The 25,202-nt window shown below is 54.3% G+C and carries 16 protein-coding genes; 4 read left to right on the forward strand and 12 right to left on the reverse strand.

The window, feature by feature from the left end; all coding sequences use genetic code 11:
* Window positions 1-89: 89 nt before the first annotated feature.
* The 8 genes from GJ633_RS00300 to GJ633_RS00330 all read right to left on the reverse strand — a co-directional run bounded on the left by GJ633_RS00300 (window position 90) and on the right by GJ633_RS00330 (window position 17,191).
* Window positions 90-2,144 carry a hypothetical protein gene (locus tag GJ633_RS00300; protein WP_231741162.1) on the reverse strand — a complete coding sequence of 685 codons (2,055 nt, stop codon included), beginning with the start codon at window positions 2,142-2,144 and terminating at the stop codon, window positions 90-92.
* Window positions 2,145-2,149: 5 nt separating this feature from the next.
* Window positions 2,150-2,995: an ATP-binding protein gene (locus tag GJ633_RS17470; RefSeq protein WP_231741163.1), complete on the reverse strand. Its 846-nt coding sequence runs from the start codon at window positions 2,993-2,995 to the stop codon at window positions 2,150-2,152.
* Window positions 2,992-3,873 (reverse strand): hypothetical protein, encoded by an 882-nt coding sequence (locus GJ633_RS00305; RefSeq protein ID WP_231741167.1) that lies wholly within the window; start codon window positions 3,871-3,873, stop codon window positions 2,992-2,994. The genes GJ633_RS17470 and GJ633_RS00305 overlap by 4 nt, the downstream gene beginning before the upstream one ends.
* A complete protein-coding gene (locus GJ633_RS00310) occupies window positions 3,809-4,723 on the reverse strand; it encodes a hypothetical protein (RefSeq protein ID WP_156586210.1) in 915 nt (304 codons plus the stop codon). The genes GJ633_RS00305 and GJ633_RS00310 overlap by 65 nt, the downstream gene beginning before the upstream one ends.
* Window positions 4,720-9,366, reverse strand: coding sequence for a DEAD/DEAH box helicase (locus tag GJ633_RS00315; protein WP_321168838.1), 4,647 nt, complete (start codon window positions 9,364-9,366; stop codon window positions 4,720-4,722). The genes GJ633_RS00310 and GJ633_RS00315 overlap by 4 nt, the downstream gene beginning before the upstream one ends.
* Window positions 9,367-9,537: 171 nt before the next feature.
* Entirely contained in the window at window positions 9,538-13,929 is a 4,392-nt protein-coding gene (locus GJ633_RS00320) for an ATP-binding protein (RefSeq protein WP_156586214.1), read from the reverse strand.
* A gap of 70 nt (window positions 13,930-13,999) precedes the next feature.
* A complete protein-coding gene (locus GJ633_RS00325; protein WP_156586216.1) occupies window positions 14,000-14,296 on the reverse strand; it encodes a hypothetical protein in 297 nt (98 codons plus the stop codon).
* 2,613 nt (window positions 14,297-16,909) lie between these two features.
* Complete coding sequence (locus tag GJ633_RS00330; RefSeq protein WP_156586218.1) at window positions 16,910-17,191, reverse strand: hypothetical protein; 282 nt, start codon at window positions 17,189-17,191, stop codon at window positions 16,910-16,912.
* Between the two features lie 305 nt (window positions 17,192-17,496).
* On the opposite strand from GJ633_RS00330, the gene GJ633_RS00335 reads away from it, so the two are divergent.
* The gene (locus GJ633_RS00335) at window positions 17,497-18,300 is read left to right on the forward strand and encodes a recombinase family protein (RefSeq protein WP_156586220.1); all 804 of its coding nucleotides are present in this window, start codon (window positions 17,497-17,499) and stop codon (window positions 18,298-18,300) included.
* Between the two features lie 10 nt (window positions 18,301-18,310).
* Here GJ633_RS00335 and GJ633_RS00340 read toward each other — a convergent pair whose 3' ends face one another.
* The 3 genes from GJ633_RS00340 to GJ633_RS00350 all read right to left on the reverse strand — a co-directional run bounded on the left by GJ633_RS00340 (window position 18,311) and on the right by GJ633_RS00350 (window position 21,050).
* Window positions 18,311-18,853 (reverse strand): hypothetical protein, encoded by a 543-nt coding sequence (locus GJ633_RS00340; protein ID WP_156586222.1) that lies wholly within the window; start codon window positions 18,851-18,853, stop codon window positions 18,311-18,313.
* Window positions 18,850-19,056, reverse strand: a complete 207-nt coding sequence (locus tag GJ633_RS00345; protein WP_156586224.1) for a hypothetical protein — start codon at window positions 19,054-19,056, stop codon at window positions 18,850-18,852. Before GJ633_RS00345 ends, GJ633_RS00340 begins: the two co-directional genes overlap by 4 nt.
* 377 nt (window positions 19,057-19,433) lie before the next feature.
* Window positions 19,434-21,050 carry a hypothetical protein gene (locus GJ633_RS00350; RefSeq protein WP_156586226.1) on the reverse strand — a complete coding sequence of 539 codons (1,617 nt, stop codon included), beginning with the start codon at window positions 21,048-21,050 and terminating at the stop codon, window positions 19,434-19,436.
* A gap of 301 nt (window positions 21,051-21,351) precedes the next feature.
* On the opposite strand from GJ633_RS00350, the gene GJ633_RS00355 reads away from it, so the two are divergent.
* Entirely contained in the window at window positions 21,352-22,614 is a 1,263-nt protein-coding gene (locus tag GJ633_RS00355) for a PD-(D/E)XK nuclease family protein (RefSeq protein WP_156586228.1), read from the forward strand.
* A 163-nt stretch (window positions 22,615-22,777) separates the two neighbouring features.
* On the forward strand, window positions 22,778-23,683 hold the full coding sequence (locus GJ633_RS00360; RefSeq protein WP_156586230.1) for a hypothetical protein: 906 nt from the start codon (window positions 22,778-22,780) through the stop codon (window positions 23,681-23,683).
* A gap of 510 nt (window positions 23,684-24,193) precedes the next feature.
* On the opposite strand, the gene GJ633_RS00365 is transcribed toward GJ633_RS00360, so the two are convergent.
* On the reverse strand, window positions 24,194-24,694 hold the full coding sequence (locus tag GJ633_RS00365; protein ID WP_156586232.1) for an ArsR family transcriptional regulator: 501 nt from the start codon (window positions 24,692-24,694) through the stop codon (window positions 24,194-24,196).
* Window positions 24,695-24,933: 239 nt separating this feature from the next.
* Here GJ633_RS00365 and GJ633_RS00370 point away from each other — a divergent pair, with 239 nt between their 5' ends.
* Window positions 24,934-25,107, forward strand: coding sequence for a hypothetical protein (locus GJ633_RS00370; protein ID WP_156586234.1), 174 nt, complete (start codon window positions 24,934-24,936; stop codon window positions 25,105-25,107).
* Window positions 25,108-25,202 lie beyond the last annotated feature (95 nt).

Raw genomic sequence — 25,202 nt, forward strand, 5'->3', positions numbered from 1 at the left:
TTTCTGCGAGCTCGTCTAGTTCTGATTCTAGACCTTGCCGCCGGTGCTGTTCGTAAATCGTTTCAAGCTGATCCTGAAACGTACTGGAATTAGCTGACATAGTGATCGCTCACCTCCTTGAACCGCTCACCGAGACCTCCCCTGTTTTCACCGTTACTGCTCGCACCATCGATTGGGACAGATCGGAACCGCTTCACGACTGGTGTAGCTGCCAGCTTCAGTGAAATCAGTGCTGCCTGAATCTGGTCTCGGGTGTTTCCCATACGGAGGTTATCGGCAGTATCAGCCGCCTCAACAGCCATATCGACATCTGCTTGAGAGTAGTCAATGAACTTCGCCAGTTCCTGTTGGAGATCAGGATTCACGTTATCATAGGTTCTGAGATTAGACACAAGTTCGGAAACTCGGTCCATATCGAGCGTGGAGAATTCCGAGTTAATCTTCTCTATCAGTTCACGGTCGTAGCCGTGGTCCGCTACTTCTTCGAGAGCTTGGCGTACATCGTACATCGTGTCCGCAATCGACCGGACATAAGCATCCTGTCCAAATCGAACGCGGCTATCTATCTCTGCGATGTATTGCCGACCGAGCATGTTGAGAACCTCGTACGGTGGATTCCGGTTCAGCCGTGTCCTGATCTTCGGGACGTCCAAGCTCCCCCCGGAGACGCCCAATAGCTTCCCCACCATAGCTTCGATGTGATCGGCAGAGTCCATCGCTGTCTTGATGTGGTCGTACTCTTCCTGCGAGAGGATCTCAGTAATCTGTTCTTCAAGATGTGGATCAACCGAGAAAGCGTTGTCCTCACTGAAGCGTTCATTAATCGCGGTCGCATCGATGTTGCGCCACGGAGAGTCAAGCATCACCAGATGAACGTATGTAGCTAAGACGAAATCCGTGAAGTCATAATCTGCACTCCCTTTGTAGAACACCTTCTCCCCGTTAAGATATTCTTCGATCAGCATTTGACGCCACTGTAGGGCGTAGTACATCAACTGAGTCCCGCACTCTGTGAGAAGCGAATCAACGTCAGCACTCCGCGGTTCCTCTACCCGGCGGATTCCGTATTTGAGTATCTTCCGGAGGTCAGATCTTCTGAAATCACGTCTGTCAAGCAGAATCTGATCTATTTCCGGTGAGTCATCACTCTCAACGTAGACGAACGGATCCTTCTGACTGCTAAGCCGATATTCGAGTTTGGTTCCTTCGTAAAGTTTGAACCCGTCCGTGAGATGTTCGATAGCATCCCTGAGCCCCTGCCGGATGAAGCGGTTTGTCTTAGCGTACTCTTCTGGATTTTCAAGCCAAGAATCCACTAAGCCGTTGTGTTTCTCGATTAGCTTCTCGACACGACTCTTCTCCGGTGTCGTTGTTTGGTCGGTACTAGACGACTCCTCGTCTTCTTCCGTCTGTTCGCTCTGTATTTCCGGCTCAGAGGGGGAAACCCCCGCACTGGGAATGATGATACCGTCATCGGTTACATCGACAACGGCAGGGGCCCCGTCTTCTAGAAGGTGGAACGCTTCCGCAAAGCGCCGATCAACCGTGATTTGATTATCTTCAACGCTACCGTACCATTTCGCTAAGTCCGCAAACTCTTCGGCCTCTTCGTACACTTCGTCTGCCGCGGATACGGTATTCCGAAGCCGTCGGAGGGAGCTTGCGCTTGAGGGTGCTTTGGCATGACCTTCATACCACTCTTCCAGAACTTCAAAGATCTCCATTATATACTCTCGCGGTGACTGCTGACTTTCGTCTAAGCCCGTGTAGATTCGGCGAAGGAAGGCCTGGTTAAACGGGAACAGGTCACGGAACGCTTCGTCGCAGAAGCCACACTCTGCACAGAGAGATCCGTCCGGTGCGGGCAGCAGTTCGAAGTCGCCATTCTCTCTATCGTATCGAACGCTATCGTCGTGGGCTTTGATGTAGCCGAGATATGGACGGGCGAAGTCAACAGCAGACGGCTCGTCGAGGAATAGAACGTTCTTCGAGTGGCGCTTGTTCGTTTGGAAGAATTCGAATCGATCCTCGGCCGTCCGCGTATGGAGCACTTCCGTGGAGTCTCGCGTTCCCGCGACGATGAAATCCCAGTTGTCATCCGGTTTATCTCGCTCCATGTAGTTACGGAGCCGCTCGGCCTCCATCGAGGCTATTGCGAAGTCCTCGAAAACGATGACTGGCCGGGTGTCCTCGAACTGACTGCGACGTATTCGAGCACGTCGTCTAACGACGCGGTGTCGTACCTGTCGCGGATCTCGCGCCACAACTCCTTATTAAAGGATTCGACCGCCTCATCAGCAGAGACGTGATCGGGGAAGACGCGGAGTTCCTCTTGTTGTTTGTACTCGCCCTCAGTGATGAATTTGATTTCACGAGCGTACTCCCCGCGTTCAACGAGGAGCTGTAGCTTTTCCTGGATGAAATCCCGAATGGCTTCCTCGTCTTCTCTTGTATGGGTAGTCTCGTATCCCTGTCTACCCAGGTTCAGTAGTGCACCTGAAGTAGCGTTGTTAGCGACAGTCTGGGGGTTGTTCGTGATATCGTCCCTGAGCTGTTTGAATTCAGACGCTCCTGGGAGAGGTTCCTCAAAGTGCTCCTGATAGAACTCCGGAATACGTTCCGAGAGAATAGACATGAGATCGTCGTCTTTGTCGATGTGGAGGATGGGACGACCGTCGTCGTTCAATTGGTGGGAGAGATACGCACACAGTTCGGATTTACCTGTCCCTACTTCACCTTCGATGACAACAACGAAGTTTCCGAGTTCGTCCTCGGAAAAGAGTTGATAGACCCTCTCTTCACCCCACTTTTCAGTGTCTTCTGTGCTCGTCCCACGGAAGACTTCGATTCTACGGTGAGTGAAATCGAAGAGTTCTCGGTTTTCGGATCGTACTGCTGCGACCTTACTGAAGAGTTGTCTCAGGGTTCGTTCATCGATCTTTTGGAAATGTGGACACCACAGCGGCCCTCCCGGTATCTCTTCAGAAGAACTCATACTATCACCTCGATTGAGTTCGCGTCTTTCTCCATGCCGGACCGACGTGGGGAGCGATCTAACCGTACTACGCCAGCATCACCATATTCGACCAGCTTGATTTTCTCCTCCCGGATCAAGTTGTAGAGTGTACGGGCGAAGGGTGCGGGGACATCCCGCTCACCAGTAAGATCGATCAGTAGAAGGTTCTCCTGAAGCCAGTCTATGTACTCTTGGATGGCGATCCGTCTCTCATCACCAGTGGCGATTCGAAGGGATTCTAAGATCATCTCTGGGTCGGGATATACGACGTATTCGCGGCCGGTGGCTTTCTCGATTAATCCGAGGAAATCAGCTAGTCGGGTCCAGTTGACGAATTTGGGCTCGTTGAGTGTGATGGGGCCTTGTTGGGACCGAGGTCGGTATTCGCGCTGTTCGTGTTCCCATTTGTCTATAGCCTCATACAGAACTTGGTCACTTGCATGGAGGTGTTGAATGTCCTCCTGTAAGAGGTACTGGTAGTTGAGCAGAACGACCGATTGCTTCCCCCACTCACCTGGTGTCGCTTCTATCGCCAAGTTGTGGAGTGCAGTCATTCGGAAGTCAAGATCTCGATTACCTGTTTCCCAGGCAAATCCAGCGGTATAATAGTCGGGTTCCCGCCTCCCAATCATACCCAACTCCTGAAGCCCCCGAACTCCCTGGCTGCGCAGGTCCTCTGGAAGATCAGTGTCGTCAGCGATCTCTTCTTCAGTCGTATTACCCCGGTCTATTGAGTCATAGACGTCCGTAGTGGACCTGGGGTCTGAACCGTGTTGAGAATGTATCCTTCTGTCATAGTGCCTCCGTCGTGAGAAACTCCTGGTATCTGGCGTCGATAGGATTGTCTTGGGGGTCAAGTTTGCTCGTGCTATCTCTCGCCTTCTGCATCTCAGGGCTCCTCCGGGCATAGGATGGGTCGAACACACTACCGTCCCGTGAGACGGCCCGGTTCAACTCACGAGCGATTGAGGTACTCGTCTGCCGATCCCACTCGATACGCCGCCGAAGCCATCGTCCCAATCCAGGAACCTCGTCTTCCGTATTTAGTGGTACGCTTCCGTATTCATCCGGCCGTGCAAAGATGTCGCTGAAAACACTATATAGAGGCAAGTAAGGAGCATCGGGAAGGACGTCAAATAACTGTTCTGCGCGGCTAAGAGGGTCTCCTGCCACAAGCTCGTAGAGATTTGCGTTGTCCTGAATGAACACGTTCTTAGTATCTATCAGAGGCATGTCCCAATCATACCTCCGATACTGTTGTTTGAATGCCTCGTAGAACGATTCGACGTTACCAATTCGTTCCGTAAACTGCTCCTGGTACAGTGGACGCTGTCCGCCGATGGGCGTGAATTGTGGAGAATCTGCGATCACTACGAGTGTGCCCTCTCTTGAGGTGAACCTATTGACTAAATGTTCGATGGAATACGATGTCTCAGTTTCGTAGTGTTCGTTTGTGATGACACAGAGGTCTGCGCCATCCGGCAATTCCATGTTACCGGTGACGTGGTATTCGTAATCGAGGTAGTCGTACTGTGACCCTCCCTGTGCGAGCTGACGCCACGATGTGGGGAATGTGAAGTGGTCAATCCCGAGATACTGTAATGCAGGGAGAGTTCGGAGCATCCACCAGCGAGAGTTGCTGACGGGTTCGTGAGCGAACGCGACCTGATTACGAGTCAATTTGTCCAAGAGCGCTTCCGGTTTCATATGCTCTCCACCTCTGATTCGTCTTTCCCGACGGTCGCTGCGAGCATCCGGCGATCCAAGAGATCTTTTTCGAGGTAGTACGCAGGAGTGCGAGCCAGTAGGAGACACTCATCGCAGTAATCCACGCAACGGTCACAATCGGCGACCTCAACGACCCTGGCTTCCAAATCAGACAGGCTCTGTAGAACCTGCCACGTGACCCCGTTTCCTCCTTGGCGGCTATCCACGATATGGACGTCAACCGTGTCCGCCGTGCGCATCGCCTTGACCCGGAAGTCCGAGCGGTCACACTCGGCGACTATTGCAATCGCTTTTTCCAATGCTTGTTGAAGACTGACGAGCGCCTGTGGCCAAGATTTCGTTTCGTGGGTCGTCCGTTCGTAGCGCTCTTCGAATGCGTCCCGCTCAAATTGGACCGTTACACCCTGAGTGTGATACTGCTGACCGACGGGTCGATAGACTTCCTCTTCTACGTCTTCCAGCATCTCCTCCCAGCTCTGGTCCTCCGTAGAAGAACTCGATTCGCGTTCGATTAGAGCCTCAGAGCGAAGGATAGTTTTGTCAGGACTGTTCGTGTGGCGGCGCTCGAAGGCATATACGAAGTCCGTGACCTCCTGCTGACCATAGTTAACTTCTGCTGGCAGTCTGAATAGTTCGACGTCCTCAGTCTTCTGAGAAGCGTCGGTCTCCGAGACGTATGTTGACATAAGAGCACGGGTGCTATAGCCTCGCTGCCCGCCCATCGCCGTTTTGCACTCTACACTACTGATCCCGTGAACCTTCGTTTCCTCAAGTTCGGTTCCGCAGTGGGGGCATTCAGTCTCGCCCGGTGGATAACTCTGGAAGGGGCGGTCACATTCCTCGTTGTTGCATACCGAGATCTCGGTGAGGGGCGTCGAAGATCCGCGAACGTCGTTGACGAGATATTTCGTTCCATGGAGTGTGGTCACTGCACCGTGATCGTTCTCCTCACCCGGGAACAGATCGTATAACCTCCCAGATGCCTCGAACTCGATACTCTCACGTCGGCCAGTGAATTTGACGGGGAAGTCTTGACCGAAGTTCCGGTAGTTCGCTAGATAGCCCAATCGATCCAGCCAGCGATCAAGCCGTCCGTTCTGTTCCGTGATATTCTTGTTCGTATCTGACGATCCCGACGCAGCGGTAAGCCGCGAGAACGTTTGTTCCGTCCGACGATCCATCGAGAGCGGGCCATCGGAATTAAAGACCTCATCGAGAATTTCGACGCCTCGTTGTCCGAAGACATCTCGAATATAGGGGTTCAGCGTATCCCACATCTCATCACGGATGAATCTCTGAAGAATGTCGAGGTTCTTTTCGACAGCACTAACGAAACTCCCCATATTCTCGTGTTTCGGCTCCGAGAGTGCGTACATCCGCTCGAAGACACCGGACTCGTGCGGATTTCTGGCTAAATAGGCAAAGACCTCAGTCACGACATGCCCGGCAAGTAGTTCGTCGAAGTCCTCCGGATCAGGTACCCGTACGGGTTCGAAATCGTTGAGGAAGCTATCGATATTTGCGTAGTAGTGGCCATCAACGGGATGATTCCCCCGGATAACGGTCATAACGAGTGAAGAGCTACCTCGGGATCGTCCCGTCCTCCCACTTCGCTGCACGTAGTTCGTCAAAGTCGGCGGAACTCCGACCTGTGCAACCGTATCGAGTGTACCAATATCGACTCCCAGCTCCATCGTGGGCGTCGCACTCACGATGTTGACATCCGGATCGTCTTTGCGGAACCCTTCCTCGATAGCGCCGCGGAGGGTGTGGGGGATGTTACTTTTATGAATCCCGACAGTGATGAACTCCGGTTCGCCCCCGTTCGTAAGCGGGCGTGTCACGTCGTGGGCCCAGTGGTCAATAGCGTACTCCCAGCCAGACTCAACCTGTGCGTAGCCGGGATCGGCAGTTAGTTCGCCGTCGGAACCCCGGGTGAACCGTCTATAGGTTTCCAGGCTCGCACCGCAGTTGTGACATATCTCGACGCCTCTCCCATCACTCGTGGCTGGATACGCACTATAGCAGTCAGCACAGAACGCTGCCGTCTCGACAAGTTCCAGCGTAGAACTGTCTATACGCGGGATGCGGGTGAACACGCCGCTTTCTGGCGGTTCAGACATAATACCCGCTGATTCGATTTGCTCACGCGCGTTTTCAATGTACTCCTGTACCTGTTTGCGCGAACCGTCATCGAGGTTCGCGTTTCTGACCGCGGTTTTCACTTCATCAAGTGGCTGCTCGGTTATGATACCTTCTTCCAAGAAGCTGCTTAGTAGACGATTCAACCGTTCGTCGATCCAGTCCTCAGTGAATCGGGTCCGAGATTCCAGCCTGTCGATTAGCTTCTCTCGTGTCAGGCCATCGATTGACACCTTCTTGTAGGTGAAGCTGGCTCCTTGGCCGAGTGTAAATAGCTTGTATATCTCGTGTGCGAGAACTAACTCCTCCGGATCGTCGAGGTCAGCGACGACATCGGCTGTGACCAGAGCCCCATCCAACAAGCTCTCGCAGTTGTGCAACATCGCGTGGGACTCGATGTCGTCGAGCAACGAGCGGAGGAAGTTATACGCCGTTCCGTCCTCATCGATCTCGTTCTGAATGAGGGGTTCCCAGTATTCCTCTCGAAGCCGAGTTGAGACAGTATTGAAGAGCTCGTAATTGTCCTTCTTCCCACCGGCTTCGATTAACTCCTGCAAATACAGCGTTTCAGCCATCAATCCGTACTCCGTATCAATTATCCGATCACCGACGCTCTCAGCCGAGCTATGTGAGTCGGAGAACACGAGAGTCTTTTCTGATGGGGTGTGCCGGCAGACCTCCGTTAGCATATATGAGAGCAGAGATGATGTCGGAACTCCCGCATCTGTGAGATTCACCCATTTTTCGCAGCCAGGACAAGAATCAACAGGGGATCCTACACTAATGGGCGCGAACTCCTCGTCACCGTTTCCAGGATCAATCTCAACATATGGTTCATGACAACGACGGCAAAACCGCACTTCAGGGAGACGGCGGTTACATTCGGGGCAACGGCTGTCGCGGAACACTTTCTCGCATTCTCGGCACCAGTACACCTTGTAAGGAGGTTTTAGGAAGACGTGATATTTCTCGGTCACGACGCCCGCGAGACGCCCGAATGCCATAACCGTCTCAATGACCCCTTCAGGGTCTTCGACGCCTTGGTCCCGAGCGCGAGTTAGTAATTGGTCGTAGGATTTGAAGCCAACGACACCAGTAGTGTCCGTCTCGAACCACGTAGCAAACGTAGCGACTTCAGGGACGTTTGTCAGTACATATTCGTACCAGCCACTGTTGGTTCCGCTCTCGTTGATAACGGCCTCGACGAGTTCGTTCCGTCCCTTGACGGAGTTGAGTACTGACTCGACGTCATCAAACTCCGTTCTAGCCAGTGATAGGAGTCTCGTTTCGATAGCGTCAGTTGCCCACTCTCCGATATTGGCCTCGATTTCAATTTTCTCGTCTGCTACAAGGCCGACTTCACGCGCCGTTGAGAGCGCATCTTCGAGGTCGTATTCTCTAAGATGGCTCGTCGGATCATCAATGTCCCCGACTGCGAGTGCCAGTACGTGAACAAGATCGGCGATGTCACAGGGAGAAAACCGTCCGAAATCAGGTTCGCCAAGAGTTGGAAAGTCTCTTCCAGTGAACCCAATTGTGTTAATTTCGTCTTCGTCCGTCCCAGTCAACGAACTCGCCAGCTCTCGCGGGTTATCCACCGTGGCAGAGACCATCGATATCTGGGGATCCCGGTCGTCGTAGAAGTGCTTTAGACGCCGGGAGAGAAGGGAAACTGCCGCACCTTGGATCCCGCTCCAAACGTGGGCCTCGTCGAAGACGATGTGCTCAACGGGATGTTCACCGGGCGTATTTCCGAGTACATCCCGGGTTTCATCGTTGTCACTGATGAACATATAGTCGAGTGCCTCCGGGACGGTCAGCAGAATATCAACACCGCGCCGGATGCTATCGCGGGTAACCCGTATCCAGGGGTACTGGTTATCGTCCGTCCCCACGTTCGTTTCGCCCAGCACTCGGAGTTTGTCATCCGGGTTCCGTGGATCCTCAAGCCCACGGATATAGGATCCCGGTTCGACTTCGTGGTCTCGTGTACCGACGCGGGTAGGCGTGTCGCCGTCCCAGATACCGATTGTGATCCGTTCGTCGGAGTTTCGATAGCGATTGATTTGGTCGAGATAGGCGATGAATCGATTTAACTGATCCACGCCCAGGGTCTTCATCGGATAGAGAATGATCGACTTCAGCCCATCCTCCTGGGTCGAGAGACAGTGATTTAGAATAGGGAAGAAGAAGGCTTCCGTTTTCCCGGTAGCCGTCGGTACGGCGAGGACGTTGTCGCGGTCCGTCGTCTCGATCTGCTCGATCATTTCGGCCTGATGCTGATACAGTGACCCCTCTTTGCCACCGAAGAGTTCCTCGTTGACAGCATCGATTATCTCGTCACGGTAGCCGAGGCCGTTAAGAAACTCCGACGCCGGCTGATCGTGGAACTCTGGAGCATCGACGAACTCGACGTATGGACCCTTCTGTTCGATCAGGTCGTTCTCGACGAACGACTGGGCATTCGTGATTCCGTTCACCTGGTTTAATTTCGTCATCCGGCGGTTCCACCAGGTAATTTCTGCGGCTCGGTCTTTCGCGCTCGCAAGCGTATCTTGAGGTGTTTGCATTTGTGAGGCGTTGGTTGGTTGTCTGGTTGGTTTATGGGCGGGACATAAAACTGCTATCCGATGACGGACGCAGTCGATTCTTTAGTCACTGAAGCCCGTGTACACCTCCAGATTCACCTTACGTCCGGCGGCCAGTTCCGGCACCTCGGACTGCGTGAGCGTGGCCTTGCCGTCCGGCTGACGGTCAGCCACACCCAGAAGTTGATACAGTTTCTTCCAGGCCTTCTGACGCTCGTAGTCCTTGACGTCGGGACTGATTGCGCGGAATATTGACTTCGAGGCGATGATGAACACTTTTCGCTTCATCCGCGAGATACCGACGTTGAATCGGTTCTCGTCGAGCAGGAAATCGGCGCGGGAGTTAACGTAGCCCTGGTTACCTGCCGTCATTGATAGCACCATCACGTCCTTCTCGTCTCCCTGGAAGCGCTCGACCGTGTCTGCCGTAACCCCCTGAGGGATACTGTCCTGCATCCTCCGGCGCTGAAGTCGGAAGGGGACGACAACTCCAGCGGTCACATCATCTGATCCGGCGCTCTGGTCCGAGGCGATGGGAAGTGCTTCTAATAGCGTGTTCGTTATCGCTTCTTCGACAGGGCTGTCTTTGGTGAACTGGTCGTCGTCGTGGAGGAGCAGTGTTACCCGCGGTTCGGGATTAAGTGCAGCCTGGGCCCAGTTGGGGAGGCCTGAAGCACGGGTCACATCCGGAATCAAGGGCCTATTGACCCCAGACGAGAGCGACAGGTTGTCCTTTTGATAGAACAATTCTGTCTCCAGATCCGCCATCGGGGTCGTGAATCGATACGTCGTGTCGAACTGCACGAGAGGGAGGACGTTACCGGGGTTCGACCACTGAGGGGGCTCACGCTCTAAGTACTCCAGCGTCTCGTCGTCGTCAGTCTGTCCCCGGAGGAAACGCATCAAGTTCAGCACTGAGAGCGACGGCGTGTGTTCCTCTATCGTCTTGCGATCTTCTGACTCCCAGTCGTGGCTCTGAATGGGGCGCATCTGCCGATGATCGCCGATCAACATCAGCTGACGACTCTCTCGCAGGAATGCACCGAGCAGGAACAGCAGCGGCAAATCCATCATACTCGCCTCGTCGATCAGCGCATAGTCGAACACCCGGGCATCGCCGGATCGAATTAGCGCGTCAACGTTGTCCTCGTTGTCGAGAGTGATGTCGTCCACGTCCTCATCAATGATCGAGGCAACTGCATTAGTCAGATTTCGGAGCGTCACGGGTGTCGTGAAAAATATGACCTGTTCAGCCTCGTCACTGGCCATCGTCTCCTCCCAGAGTTCCCGCAGCCTTGACCGGTCTTCGTAGTACTGCAGATCCTCGAAGTTAGGGTTCGAGTGACTGAGCCGCTCACCGGCTGAACGGACGCGAACTAACCGGAGATCGGTCAGCATACCCTTTCGATCCATAAGCCGTTCGTGGGCATCAGCGACCGCCTCAGCGGCTTCATCGACAGCCGTGTTCGAGTGCGCCGAGACTACGCCTCCGAACGACTCCTCCTTCTGTTCGAACGCGTAGGCCCGACCGAGGGCCGCCGGCGCCTGGCCGTACGATGTCTTACCAGTCCCAGGAGGCCCCTGTGCCACGACCACAGAGTGATTCACCTGGTTCACGAACTTCTTCTGCTTCTTATTCGTTGACTCGTCCATGACGTCGTCGAACTCGGTCAAGAACGACTGCAGGGCCGACTGAGAACAGAACGGCGTCGAGTACTGTAGCGCCGTCTGTTGGTTGTGGTCATAGAGGTCGAGGAGGCGGTTATGAATATCGTTCTGCCGCGCGTACCGGATGGCCTGACGGGCGCGAGAGCCGGAGAAGTCATCGACGGCCGGGTCGAGCACCCATGCCGTACCGTCCTGAACGAGTTCGACATTGTCTTCTAATTCGTCGGGATCGTTCGTCCAGCCCTTGTGCCACACCATACAGGGTTCACCACGTCGCCGATACCGCCACGGGGCACTGATGCTGACTGTTCCCGCAGTGGTGTTTACGTGATTAACGAACCCGAGTACGGAGTTCGCATAGTTCGTAGGCTTCTCGACCGTTTCCTCGTAGGATCCATCAGATTGCTCTCGAAGCGGAGTCATCACGACCATATCACCCGCTTCGATTGCGAGCGGTGTCTCCGCCTGTAGCCCGCTATCAGGCCCGTCACCGATATCTCGGATAATCCGGCCGTTGATCTGCCGGTCGTCGTCTTCCGGCGTTCGAGTACATTCGAAGGGAATAGCACGACCAGCAGCGACACGTTCCGCCAGGGATTTCCGGTAGTGGTTTTCCCGGTCTCGCTGTCGGGTCCCAAATTCGAGATTCTGGTACTCAACGACGGTGGACTGGAGAGTACTGTTACCCAGAGAGAGATTGGCGAGATTCCCGATGTCGATTGCCTCCTTGGGAGTGAACGCGTCTTTACCGTCGATAGACCGTTCGATGTGCTGGTATGCACCACAGACGGCTTCGACCATCTCCTCAATGTCGTCGAGAGAGATTCGCTTCGACTGCCCGTCAGTGTGGTGGCGGAATCGGATGATCCGGTCGCGGGTCTCCTGGTCGTCCGCCCAGTCGGGCTTCATCCGGTCCAATTCGTCGCAACCCCATATGTACTCCAGCGGAAGCCCGTCTTGATGGCGGCCTAGTATCGGATAATGGTTTTTGAAGTAATCCTTGCCGTTCGCGTCCGGAACCTGATACCCTTGGTCGAATCGCGGGACGATGCGGTCTCCTTGCTTCTTGAAAGGAACCCCGACTTCGAAGAACCCCTCAGCGAAGGTAGTCTTCAGAGGAGTTCCGCTACTACGCGTGTCCTCCCACGAGAAGTCGTTCCCGCCGAAGAACTGAGTCGCCGTCTGGACGACCCCGAGGCCAGGATAACGTAGCGCGTGGCGCTGGCGGAAGTCATCCTGAAGGATGCTAACGGCCTCCTGATCGATGTCCGCGCGAAATCCGAGCATCGTCTGGATGGCCTCGGAGCCGTACAGCTTGTCGTGCCGTTTGACCGCATCCATCAGCGCGTCACGCTGGCTGTTAGAATACGGGTAAAGGTGGATGTAGCCATCATCAGAGCCGTGGCCCGTATTACCACTGAGATCAGGGGCTACCTGATCTACAGCGTTGGCCAGCTTCTCGAAGAAGTCTTCGAGGAGACGCTTTTCTTCGTCAGCGGCGTCGTCGTGATCGTCAGGGAGGCCGGACGGACGAGCGATGACGAACACGCCGTCGTCTCCTGTTTCTTCCTCGTACCGAGTGGATGTTACCTTGGCTGCGAGGAGAACAACCCTGTCACGAACGTGGTCTACCTGGACATAGGGGTAGATCCGAATCAGCGACTTCCGGGGATACTCGTCCCAGCCCTTCATACTCGGGTCGTCATCGGGAAGGTTGCTTCCGGTACCGATCAGGTACTCGCTCCAGGGACCTACGCCCCCCGCTGTTCGCTCCCATTGTGAGTTGAACTCGGGATCGATCTCGCGGAGGAACCGATGGGCGACTTGCGCCAGATCTGCAAGGTTTGAGATTTCCGTCTCTCGCTGGATGTCACGAACCTTATCAGGGTCTCTCGGTTCGATGTGGTCGTACCGATACGGCTTTCGCGCCCATCCGTCAGTAGGGAGTTCGTAGAGATCGACGATGTCGTCGATCTCCGTAATTCCGAATTCACGGAGCGACTCCTGGACACCCTCGGAAAGACCAAATGTACCCAGAAGTTCCAGTCCGTGGTTCGTTACGCCCCGAGCGAAACACTTCGCCTGCTTCGAACAACCCTCACACCGCGCGTCGATACGGTTGTTCGGGGGGTCGTTGGGGTCCGCATCGTATAGCAGCTCGTCTAAGGTTCCATTCTCTTCGAGTAGTAGACCGATGTCGTTTTTCCGTGTTTCCAGTTCGAACGTCCCTAAGCGGTCGAGTCGTAGGCCGGACGGAGTCACGACTGCTGAGAGTGGAGAGTCCTGTGCGACGATACTCGCAGCTATCTCTACCTCGATGTCCAACAGGTTCTCGAACTGCAGAACGTACACCGCGGCCTGCATTTGATGATGCGTCTTGGCAGTCGTCGCGGATTTGACCTCGATGACGCGGATACCTACCCCTGATTCAGTCGGATAGAGGATGACGACATCGACTTCGCTCCGGACAGGCCAAACACCGACGTCCACCTCTAGGGGAGTCTGATAGAGAACGACCGGTCGATTGACCGTCCCGTCTTCGACGTGCTCTACCAGCTCTTGGATCCGCTGCATATCCCTTTTCGTGTTCCCCTGCCATGTTTCGTCGAAGTTCAGCGAACTAGATGATTGGTCTGTCCCTACACTATAGACGTCTTTTTCGAGCAGCGCCTCTAATTGCGACTGCTCGAACTGCATTCCAGTCTCCGCGTACAGCGGACTGAGAGGCACATCGTCAACGTCGGCGTTGTCGAAGAACCCGTCCACATACTCGTGAAACAGGTACATCGAACACTGCCCTAATTTGCAGAACTGAGCGATACGCGACGGATGAAGTGTCTGGCGTTTCGAGCGTGTCTTACTCATCGAAAACCACCTCCAGAGCGGCGCTCCACGACGCGCGGTTATCCCGGCACCACTGGCACTCCCTGTCGTCCGGTAGCCGGTCGTAACGGTAGCCACACCGGTCACACACGCAGAGGTGGTCGTCGTTGAGCCGTTCATCGCCCGTATAGACGACAGTAACGATAACCCCATCACGGGCGATGAGAACGGTTCCGCTCGGCTCATGTAGGCGTCCCTTGGTTCCTACGTAATCCGGAACGCCGACACTCGGTGATCGATACCATGCCTCTCGGATATCGAACTCCGTCACGCCTGCACGTTGGAACCACCGCATACGTGCATGGTTAGACGGGTGCGGGACGTTTTCCGGGGAGTCGCTTGTTACTCGTTCCCCGACTTGGGACTGAGCCTCGGCACTCATTCCGTACGCACCCCCTTAGTGCGTGTGCGCCCACGCGTGTGAGCTAGTCCGCGAAGTGCGACCACACGAACCCCGGTCGCAAACTGCTGATCAGTCGTCTGTACGTCCGTCGTGTTGTTGAATTTCCCAATGGTCATAGTATTGAGGTGACGTCAGCATTGCTCACGGCCTGCAGCCGAGTCGAAGTGCTGACAGCCTTCGACTAATTGGAAGACGATACTCTGGCGAGTGGCCAAACTCGCCGTCCCAGACGGATTACCACGAGGAAGGGGGTCCACCGGCTGGGGCCCGGCCAGCAACTTTGTGCGGCCGTCCTAACGGTCAGTACCAAAACGGGGCTTGTTCACCCCGCGGACGTGACAGACCACGATTTTGTGGCTGCTGCGGGTCGCCATCAAGCACTAGTAGGTCTCTAGAAGTTCCCTACCAGAACTGATGGCGGTTCGTGACGGTGAATCTCGCCGAGCTAATGGACTCGCAGAGGTACCCCTGTTCGATTGCGCAGAGGTGTCCCTCACGATCCCGGGCCTACCGAGCAGATGTCAGCTGCTCGCAGCGAGCTATCGCCACGGGAAGGGGCGTACCAGAGTCCTGTGGGCTGGGACGAGCGAGCGTGTTCATTCACGCGGCACACGGTTCGAGCGGGAACCGATTCAACACGCGATGCGGTGCGAACGCAGGCCCCCTAACACAGGACCGAAATTTTTGGTCATGCCACCGCAGTCACATTTATTCCAAGAAGCAGCGGATGGCGAAGGCTATTTACCAGTAGAACGCCTTGCTTAAACCACAGCAAGGCACTACGGTGGTGCCATCGTGCTGTCTTGTCAGCCCGTCCATCCTTCCTGCCAGGGCCGGTATGGACGGGCAGGTCACAACTTTTCGAGTAGTGTCAACCTCCTTCGTATGTCCTACAACAGACCGAGGGATTATAAAACTTCGCCCGAATTCTGCCTTCTTAGGGCCCGAAGGGCCTGAAAACGGCAGAATCAATATCTGTGCAGGTATATATACTACCCGGTGGTTTTGTCAGGTTCCTAGACTGCAGATGACAGACTTAGATCATATACTAGAGTATGACAATAGGCGCGAAGTCGATGTATAGGAAACTTCAGAAATGTCACGGAAACATCTCTTCTAAAAATTCTCAGACATTATTTCTCTGTTTCCGCACCGGAATTATCGAAGTCACTTCGACTATTAGAGGAACCAGGTTAATCACCGCTACGAACTGAGTTTTATCTGAACAGGGAAATTCCGGTGATAGGCGGACTTGTGCCCGAAATTCGGTGTTGCTGGATAGAGCATCCCATTAGAAACTTCCTGAGGGAAAATTTCTCGCTTTCCCCAAGCCGCATCAGATGGGGAAACCCCATTGAGAACAACCTAGAACCTTACACTTCCCTTGAGATATCAATACGATCTGCTCAAGTTAGCTGGATAACAACAGGTATTACCTCGTTGTACTGTCCATTCCAGAACATCAGTAGCGGGAGAGGAATCAGCCCCCATCTCGTCTCTGTCTTGCGATTATTGGATTGGGCTGAAGAGAATCCACTCCAGCGGTCTACCTACAGAGGTCATGGCCACTACTAACGAACAAAGCAAGATCTTCACAATGATGGTCACTACCAGCCTGAATTGGGGACTTCAGGGTTCTTGACCACTTACCTGGTTGTGTACATAGGCACGTACCTGCGTACATACACCAAAACGAAGATGCGAATGTGCACAGACCGATATTTAATTGACACCATCAGCCATCGCTATTTCCGTCTCCAGTCTATTAATCACGTGTAGCTACCAGCGCCTGATTACGATCTAACGATCCAACAGAGTCGGTGGTCTCAAACGATCCTGATCGCTCTAATCTTTACCTTGATCGAGACTGTATCGGGATAAGGTACACCAAGCGAAGTCAGAGACAGCGGGTATCCACCCCCGCTTCGAGATAGTTACACACCAGGTGTCGAGTGTAAGTGCGTATTTTTCGCCATGTCAAGGGATGAAGCGGTTGAATCCAGTCTAGCAGTAGAAGCGCCCGTAATTGTTGATTGTATGTACGTACTCACGTACATACTCACGTACATCGTTAGGTGCTTGGATCAGCTTGCACGCAGACGCGTACAGTAGAGCGTGCGTGATCGTGTCGACACAGCAGTGCGGAGCCCCATACCAATAGTACCTGATACCTTCATCGGTAAGTAGATATACAACCCTCACTGCAGGTTGCTCGGTTTGGGTTGAGACGGGGGGTGTCCAGAACTATTGTCGTTTTCTAAACCCAAGTGAATAACGGGACTGAAGGTAGAACAGACTGGGTAGTCCTTAACACTCAGCTGAAATTATTCATCACAGTGCCCACCCCAGGACTCGAACCTGGGCCCGTGTTTTCTCCCCCGGCTATTGACGGCCTGAGCCGTACCGACCGCCGCCGGTGGTGGGTAGGGATACTCAACGCGCGCACCGTACAGTGGGCTCAATGAGTATGCCGAGGCAGGATCAGCGGCGGCAGGAGCCGTCTCGATTCAACCACCTTTCGACCTCCGCACGGGCCTCATCAACGGCATCATCCAGATCATCTCTCAGCGCACGCGCATCAGCAGGCGAGAGTGTGACCGAGATCATGCTGTCCTGATCACCAATTCGCACGCAGACTTTCGCCTGATAGTATCCCTCGGAGAGGAGAGATTCTCCGTCTACCTGGATGGGAGTAGTAGTTGTGGGCTGTCCGAAATTCACGCTGACGTGCTCGGCTGCGGGTCGTTCATCGTCATCACTCATATTGCTACCTCGTACCCAAGCAATGTGAGAGTGCGTCGGAGGAACTGCATTCTCCGTTCGATTCACTTTCTGTACCGTTGCCTTCTTGCCCGTCCCTGGGAGATCTGTCGTTGCTGGTCATGGTTCGGCCAGCACCGCGGTCGAGGCCCTAACCTCGGCCGCCCTTCCTACGGAGGAAGAACGGCGAGCGGTGCGTATCTTGAATTGTGGGTGCTCACAACATAAATGTGTGCAAAAGGAAGTCCATCTGCACATTATGTGCGATAGACCCCTATTTTATATATTCGGGTGTAGTGCGCAATAGTATGGAACGCGGGGCAATCTACGCGCGCGTCAGTACGTCGGAGGAGGAGGGCCTCCAGGATCCATCACGGCAGCTTCACGCATGCCAAGAGCGACTGGAGGAAGCAGGCGTCGAGGAGATCAACATCTACAGCGAGCGCGGCTCTGGGGCCGACAGTAGCCGTGAGAACCTCCAAGCTCTACTGGAGGCCGTGAAAGACGGTGAGTACGACTGTGTCTGTATGAGTGAAGTTTCTCGCCTCGCCCGGCGGACGTCGGTTGCTGCTGAGTTCATCGATGTTTGTGTGGAAGACCGGAAGATCCCCATCTTCCTCACCGACGACATGATAGAGGCCATCGAACCCGAGAATCCAATGTCGTCGTTCTTCGCTAAGCAGCTGGCGCTATGGTACGAGGAGGAGCGGAAGCAGACGATTCGACGGGTGAAGGACGGGATGAAGCAGGCTCAGCGAAAGGGTAAGTGGACGACGAAACCGCCGAAAGGATTCACGACCGACGACGACGGTTATCTCATCCCTGATTTGGAGGAGTTCCTCCGGGTTCAGGCCGCTGTAGAGCGCGTCTTGGATGGCGAGACGAAGTATCGAGTAGAGAAAGACACCGGCGTCAGCCGCCGCACGTTAAAGCGCATCCTTGACGACCCCGACCGCCTCCGGCTGTACATTGACGTTGAGACCGACGACGACCAGCTGGCCGACGCACTGGCCGAAACCGACGTTGAATCCGCCGATCTCCCTGATGGGTTCGAAAAGCGCATCCGTGAGGTCGTCCGTGAGGAACTCCAGGAAGCGAGCGACCATGAGTGAAGACGACCGTTTACTCGGTGTGGGAATCAGATGTTCTGTTTATCCACCACTCCGCCAGTCGTGGTACACTGAATGAAAACACGTATGCTGCGAAACCGATCAAGAAGAGACCGCTTCCTAGTACCCCGGTGAGGCCGGCCGTTATCGCGCTCTGTGCGCTCGACATTGGCAATCCGATATCAGCGACTGCTGAAAAAACGTGGTTCGAGGTAATGATCCCCACAGCGGCCAAGATAGCGATTCCAAATAGGGTCGTCCAATTCCCAACGAACTTTGCTTTATTCCCCCATCGCTTCGCTTTCCCCAATCGTGGGTCGTACACGGGCTCTGCCGGCTCTGTTTTTGCAAGCCGCCAGTGATTCGGCTTTCCCTCATGCTCCAATACAAGTCGATTCTCACCTTCAAGATCCTGCACGTATCCCTGAACAGTTCGTTGCTGGACGGGAAGCTCCTCTGTTAGTTCATCGGTGGTGAGAGTATCTTCGTGCGGTTCATCCAACTCTCGGAAGACGTTCAGAACGTCCTCGTCTGTTGGGCTTTGGGACATAGTCATGAAAAGATGCTCACGAGGGCAGCGTATACCGTTCCTGCTGCTAACAGGATTGCTACGAGGAGATAAATAATTCCCCAGAAGCGGAGATCAATCATCGGTTCCAGAGCAGAGGAGGACGCGAATATCCCGCCAACGACGATGAACAGGAAGCCGCCAAACGCCAAAGCGCCGGCGGCACGGAATGCATCCGCGAACCCACTCATTATTGACCGCCCCCCTTGCAGGTGCCATCACACGGTCGGTGAAGGTCGTACATCACACCAGAATAGTATATTACGGAGTACCTTAACTCATATCGACTTTTTCACCGATTTCAGGCGATAGAGCCATTCTCTTTAGCGAATTCGCTTTAACGAACGGAGTGATTACCCTGTTGAACTCGCAATTGAGATAGAGTTCTCACGCTGTGTTGAAATTATTGCGCGAGTGCAGTTCGGTACGCAAACAAGATCGGGACGTGATGGATCCGGCCTTCCGGTCACGCTCGGTGATCTAGACTAAGAGGACAACGTCCCCGTCACGAAGCATATGTTCTACAGCAGGCAGGTTCAACAGGAGAACTGGTCAGATAGCAGTCTGACTACGTCCAGCTTTCCGTGCGCTGCTCTAGTTCCGCCAACCGCTGCACCAAGAGCTGGACGAGTTCGTCGTATACCTCACGGTAGTCGTCCGGCTCCCCGTGGAACCCCAGTTCATTCAATGCCCGCTCTTTCTTGTCCTCCGCTCCCCTGTGCCCCTCGTATGTCCGGAAATCGTAGATGGCGTTGAAGGGTTCGAGAATCGTGCCAGCCACTCCCTCGTCCTCGAAGCACCGAATCAACTCGTAGAGCGCCTGTTTCGAACCCTGGATGCCGCCCTTCCCTTCGATCTCGGTCCACTCCCCCTGATCGAGCCGCGTCCGTAGCAACGACTCCACCTCGCCCGCGGAGATTGTCTCGATGAAGGCCTTGTGGTACTCGTTGACGACGTCGAGGAAGGCATCCTCTCCGGGGATCGCCGGCCGCTGGAGGTCCTCCAGGGAGACCGACGCATCCTCGACGATGTACTCGCCGTCGAACACCTCGTTCAACTGGTCACGAATCTCTCCGAAGCCCTCGACCACCGCCCTGTGAGGTGCCTCTGAATCGACCCACTCCGCTTCGAAGTAGTTCTTCCACGCCTCCTCCGGCATCCCGCCCTCGGGAACGATGTTGTGGTCCGCCCAGGTCCCGAGCTCCGACGGAGGGATCTTCCGGAGATCCTTCGCAGCGATATACAGCTCGTTGTGGTCGTTTCGGTAGAACCTGACCCCGTGGTAGTGCTTCCACCGTATATACCCGCCCTGAGCTGACCACTGCTCGACGGTGATGTCGTTCCGTCGCCGGTACCGGTCCAGAAGCACCTCGTCGAAGAAGATGCTTTTGAGCGCATTCTCGTCACGGCCCGCATCATCAACGGTGAACTGTGAGCCGTCGATGTCCGCGACCGTTGTGGACGAGCGGATTCGTTCCTCTTCCTGCTCCTTTCCCAGATCATAGTCGTCAGGATCAAGGACGCCCACCCACCAGTAGTGCCCATCCCAGAACTGGTGCTTGCCACCCTCATCACGACAGAACCACGAGAGCCTGAATGTACCATCCCGCTCGGTACCTTCGCGTTCAGCATCCGCCAGCGACATGTGTGGCGGGTTCTTGATCTGTCGTCCCTGGAAATATCCGACAAGGAGGCAGAAGCCGCGATCACGCAAGAAATCGAACAGGTACCGGCCATCGATGTAGACGGTCTCGCCACTATCATCGACTGTCTTCTTCACCACAGGATCACCGGTGACGTCATCGACTAGGTTATCACCGTCATCGCTGAGCCAGAAATGGTTGATGAACTCCGAGATCACGCGCGGTGGGATCTGATCGTGGGCCGTCACCAGTGGCTTCCGTTCCGGTAATGACCACCCACTGGCCCACCCCTCGCTCCCAACACCCTGCTCCCACTGCCTGCTCGGCTGGTCGATATCGATCTGATCCACATCATCCCGCCGGACTAGCGCAGAGAGCACGCGGATCGTCTGCCGCACCGATGTATTGCCATCCTCGGTCTCGAAGGACGTCGAACGATAGATCGGGAAATCACGCCGCCGTCGTAGCGTCCAATCCCTCCGGTCTTCGAACCGTATGAATGGTTCCTTCGCCTCCGGAACCGGCTCGAAGTGATCGTGCATGTGTAGTGTCTGGCGAGACACCGTTTAATGAATTCCCCCTGAAGGCTGGCATGGCAGGTCCGAACGTTCAAATCACAAGGTCGCCCCCGACAGTCAGCTTCGGCTCCGCTGACGATTTCAACCGGTGGGGGGGTTTCGGAGGACGTGCTGAATACAGGTCGCGTATCTTGCCAATGTGTCTCTACTGATTCCGATCTTCGACTAGCATAGTAATCCCAAACCAGTCTACGAGAGGCTAGCCCGAATTAGTCAGAAGCGTCTGTGGCATCACCTTTTTGCTAATACCCTTATACCAAGATGTATGCAACAGGATAGTGGTCGGGACTTATCCGAGATGTTTTCGCTACTACAGGAAGTCCAGGGGACAGGGACAAATATTTTCGAGATTCTTGACATCGAAGACCACGAAAAGCGACTGACGTGCTTCCTTGCCTGGTTACTGAACACAAACGGTTCGCATAATGCAGGTCCGGCTTTTCTTGATGCTTTCTTGGATTGTTTCGATCTCCAAGCCAGTGCCCCAGTCGATGTGAGGTACCTCGAAGTGTTGAATAGTACGGAACACGGGCAGGTTGAGATCGATCTCGTCATCGAAACCGACAGTCGGGTAATTGGAGTCGAAATCAAGACCACCCATACTGAATCACAGACGAAATTCAAGAAGGAAGCGGCGGTACTTAGAGAGTACGCGCAAGAACACCAGCAAAAAGCGGCTGAGATGCTGTATCTCCCCCACCTCGGTTCTGAGGTAGAGAGTGCCCATTATGCCGAGCACATAGCCACTTGGCACCAAGTAGTTGAGGCCCTCCAGACATGCCGTGGTGAGTTGGAATCGGGACACGATATTGCGCTTTTTGATGATTTCATCACAGACATCGATAAGCACGTTATTCGGCAAGAAGTGTCGTTCTCGAAAGAATCGGAGCTTTACCTCAAGTACCGAGATTACCTCGAAGACTTCGAGATCGACATCAATGCGGACAGCTACCAGAATGACCGAAAAGACATATACAATCATCTCTGGCAGTGGTTTGAGGAGAACTACGAAACCGACCGATGGAATGGGCAGTTTGACCGATCTAGAAAGTTCGGCAAGAATACCAGGTACATTCGTCTCTATAAAAATGGTTGGCATCTAACCGAGGGGAGTAGTGGCCGACCAGCATTCACATTGGAAATTCAAGGGACGGAGAAGCGTTTGAGTTGGTACAGTGATAATGAGGGCGCTGACGCATACCGCTTACCCGAACCACATTTCGAAATGACGGTAGCGCTCAATGACAATACAGAATCGCAAAAGCGGCGAGAGGCATACAGGGAGTATCTTGGCGAGGCCGAGCGGGAGGCCCTCTGCGATGGTGGGTTCCAGTCCGTACGTGAACGTCTGAATGAAGTAGATTCCGCGGCACCGTACAATAAGTACCACATGTACTCGAAAATCATCCCTATCGACTTTACCGACCCAGATAACGTGGTGGAAGAGTTGAAGACTGGCCTGCAAACGTTTGTTGCTTTGGAAGAATCAATTGATGAATTCACCAGAGACTTGCCGAGTTCTCACTAGCCAGCTAGCTCCACTCTCCCTCTCTTTTCGGAAACCGTTCTCGTCACCGGGATACGCTGTCCACCGACATTGCCCTATTTGATCGTACAGAATTGAGGGTCTCAAACGTTCGGGGCCGTCCACCTTTTGCGTAGATTTAAAAGATCAATGCAGAAACATCCGTATGGCGAAACGAGACCCGTTTGACAAAGCACAGACGTACAACCTCAGCCGGGCCGAGGTAATCATCCTCTTCAAGGTCGCCGCCTGGTTCAACGGGATGACGTTCGAGGTCCACGACCATCAGTGCTCGATCTCCACCGATTACGAACCCACGCTCCGCCAGCTTTGCGGCGAGCACTGGGAGCCCGGTTTCGACGAGGCGCACGACCGACTCATTCAACGCGAGCTCTTCAAATCCGAGAATCGGGGAGAGAATGTTTATATCGCCGGACGCCGCTGCCGCTGGGCCCCAACCGAGAACTGCATGCAGATCATCGAGCACATCTTCAGCGACCAAGAGAAAATCTACCCTGACTGGGTACTCGACGAACACACTCGGCCGCCGACGTTCAGGGATGGGAGCGAGTTGCTCCAGCATCGAAAAGGCGTTCTCGCGTCGAAACACCTCTTCGGCGGTCTCGAACGCGTGAGCGGGGTCGATGTCTACCCGCGGATCAATCTCCCCCAGCGCCCCGATCTCCGACTCTTCGGCCACGGTGAGCAGCTGGCGCGCGTCGAGGTCCTTAGCAACCACCGGAACACCGACACGTGGGAGAACAAGTTCACCAAGTGGCGCAGCGAAAAGGCGGGGCCGACGGTTTGGATCTTCGAAAATCGGGAAAATATGGTCCGGTTCTGGAACCACCTCATCAGTTGCGGACTGATCGACCTTGACGGCGGCCGCTTCGGCGGGCGCGTGAAGAACTGGTCTCCCCGACGGGTGAACGACCGACTCCGCCGGAGCCGAGAAGGTACACCAAACTACGACTCACACGATGTCGTCTGGACCATCCCGGGGGTCGTCGGCGGCGGCCGCATTGACGCATTTGAACTCTTCAAAGACAATCGTATCACTTTCCGATCATAAATGGATGGCAGCCCCTGAATGGGGTGCCGTCACCCACTCTACCCCCATATAATCTGGAGCGTACACACCCCTGAGATAGTCAGCGCACTACTCATGTTGACGAAGGTGTACGGGTGTGTGTACGGGTGTACGATGGATTCTTGACCCCCGTGTACAGAACGGCAGAACTTCAATATGACTCGTACACCCTTTTCTATAAGATTTCACTCAAATCCGATATCGCAATATGTTCGTGCTGTCAGGCTAAATCACCTATTCTCAGCATGGCCATTCTCGGTCATCGGGTTTCTTTGTTGGATCGATGACCGCCGGTCCATACACCATGTTCGTGATCGAACCGTTCGGAGGTGTCGGTGAAAGACTATTCCTTTTTCCCTAAATGAATCAAGTACGACAATAGAGCATAACCGATACAGAGGATGCATCTATCGACCAAAGGAGAATAACACACTGCTGGCTACTGAGGGGATGGTGTCTCTCATTTCACGGTACAACTGTCGTCGCCCATCTTCACGCGAGGGAATCGTAGATGGAGATAGCTTCTTTAACGATGTCCAGACGATACCGCGTAAGTGCCCAGTCGTTCGCGTCCCGCCTAATCTCACAGGCGGATTCCGAGTCGGCTGAGCCGTTAATTCGTTCACGCAGTAATTCCGGGGATTCCACGTTGTACTCGGAGTGCCACGCCTCGATCTTGTCTTCAAGTTCAGCCCTCAGCTCACGGAGAGTGCCATGGTCGTTTTCATTCAGCAACTCACGAAGTGATTGCATACGAGTGTAGAGAGGGTCGGGTTCGTAGGTGGTTGGGTTCTCTCTGTCATGTTTCAGCAAGACACCAATCTTGACGAGGCAGTCAAGATGAGCACGGGTGGTATTTTCGGAGACGCCGGCTTCGGCAGAAATGTCGGCGGCACTGGTCGGCCGGGGAACCGTGGTAGCGACAGTGTAGATTCGGTCAAACGAATTCGTTTGTTCACTCCAAGCCCCACCTCCCGGTGCGTTGTCAGCCATACCAAAACCATGTCACGAAGATACAATAAAGTCAACTACGATACGCTATTTCATGCCGAATCACCTATACTGCTTATAAAGGGTCCTCGCTATGAAAGTTTCGTAACCGCAAGATGTCGTACCATCTATCTGGACGTTTGAGGCCTGATTACGGTTTTAAAATGAAGTACCCAAGAGAAAGACGGAGTAAGACTATACCTTACTAAATCTATTTAGGCCACCAGCCATTATGTCTAATTATGAAACACGGCCCTTCAGAATCGACGAGCGTTACCATCGAGATCTCCCCACCAAAGTATCAAGTTACCATAGGTAAGCAGGCGAGGAAGGCACTCGGTGTCGAAGGGGAGAGATCTGTCCTCCAGGCGGATCTCTCCGTTAAAAGAATCGTCAGTGAAGGGGGTGAAAAGTAGACCTGCCACTGACTGCGACGAGGAACCGGGGGCGGGCCAACGCCCCCAGAACACGGACTCACCTGCGCCACGGGGTGGTCCTCAACTGGTTCTTC

It is taken from the genome of Halorubrum sp. CBA1125, from assembly GCF_009742825.1.
Lineage (GTDB): Archaea > Halobacteriota > Halobacteria > Halobacteriales > Haloferacaceae > Halorubrum.

What these genes read in the sequence shown, in the direction of transcription:
- GJ633_RS00300 (WP_231741162.1), bottom strand. Translation starts at nt 2,144, where the DNA reads ATGGAGGCCGAGCGGCTCCGTAACTACATGGAGCGAGATAAACCGGAT.
- GJ633_RS17470 (WP_231741163.1), bottom strand. Translation starts at nt 2,995, where the DNA reads ATGAGTTCTTCTGAAGAGATACCGGGAGGGCCGCTGTGGTGTCCACAT.
- GJ633_RS00310 (WP_156586210.1), bottom strand. Translation starts at nt 4,723, where the DNA reads ATGAAACCGGAAGCGCTCTTGGACAAATTGACTCGTAATCAGGTCGCG.
- GJ633_RS00320 (WP_156586214.1), bottom strand. Translation starts at nt 13,929, where the DNA reads ATGTACCTGTTTCACGAGTATGTGGACGGGTTCTTCGACAACGCCGAC.
- GJ633_RS00330 (WP_156586218.1), bottom strand. Translation starts at nt 17,191, where the DNA reads ATGAGTGATGACGATGAACGACCCGCAGCCGAGCACGTCAGCGTGAAT.
- GJ633_RS00335 (WP_156586220.1), top strand. Translation starts at nt 17,497, where the DNA reads ATGGAACGCGGGGCAATCTACGCGCGCGTCAGTACGTCGGAGGAGGAG.
- GJ633_RS00340 (WP_156586222.1), bottom strand. Translation starts at nt 18,853, where the DNA reads ATGACTATGTCCCAAAGCCCAACAGACGAGGACGTTCTGAACGTCTTC.
- GJ633_RS00345 (WP_156586224.1), bottom strand. Translation starts at nt 19,056, where the DNA reads ATGAGTGGGTTCGCGGATGCATTCCGTGCCGCCGGCGCTTTGGCGTTT.
- GJ633_RS00350 (WP_156586226.1), bottom strand. Translation starts at nt 21,050, where the DNA reads ATGCACGATCACTTCGAGCCGGTTCCGGAGGCGAAGGAACCATTCATA.
- GJ633_RS00355 (WP_156586228.1), top strand. Translation starts at nt 21,352, where the DNA reads ATGCAACAGGATAGTGGTCGGGACTTATCCGAGATGTTTTCGCTACTA.
- GJ633_RS00360 (WP_156586230.1), top strand. Translation starts at nt 22,778, where the DNA reads ATGGCGAAACGAGACCCGTTTGACAAAGCACAGACGTACAACCTCAGC.
- GJ633_RS00365 (WP_156586232.1), bottom strand. Translation starts at nt 24,694, where the DNA reads ATGGCTGACAACGCACCGGGAGGTGGGGCTTGGAGTGAACAAACGAAT.
- GJ633_RS00370 (WP_156586234.1), top strand. Translation starts at nt 24,934, where the DNA reads ATGAAACACGGCCCTTCAGAATCGACGAGCGTTACCATCGAGATCTCC.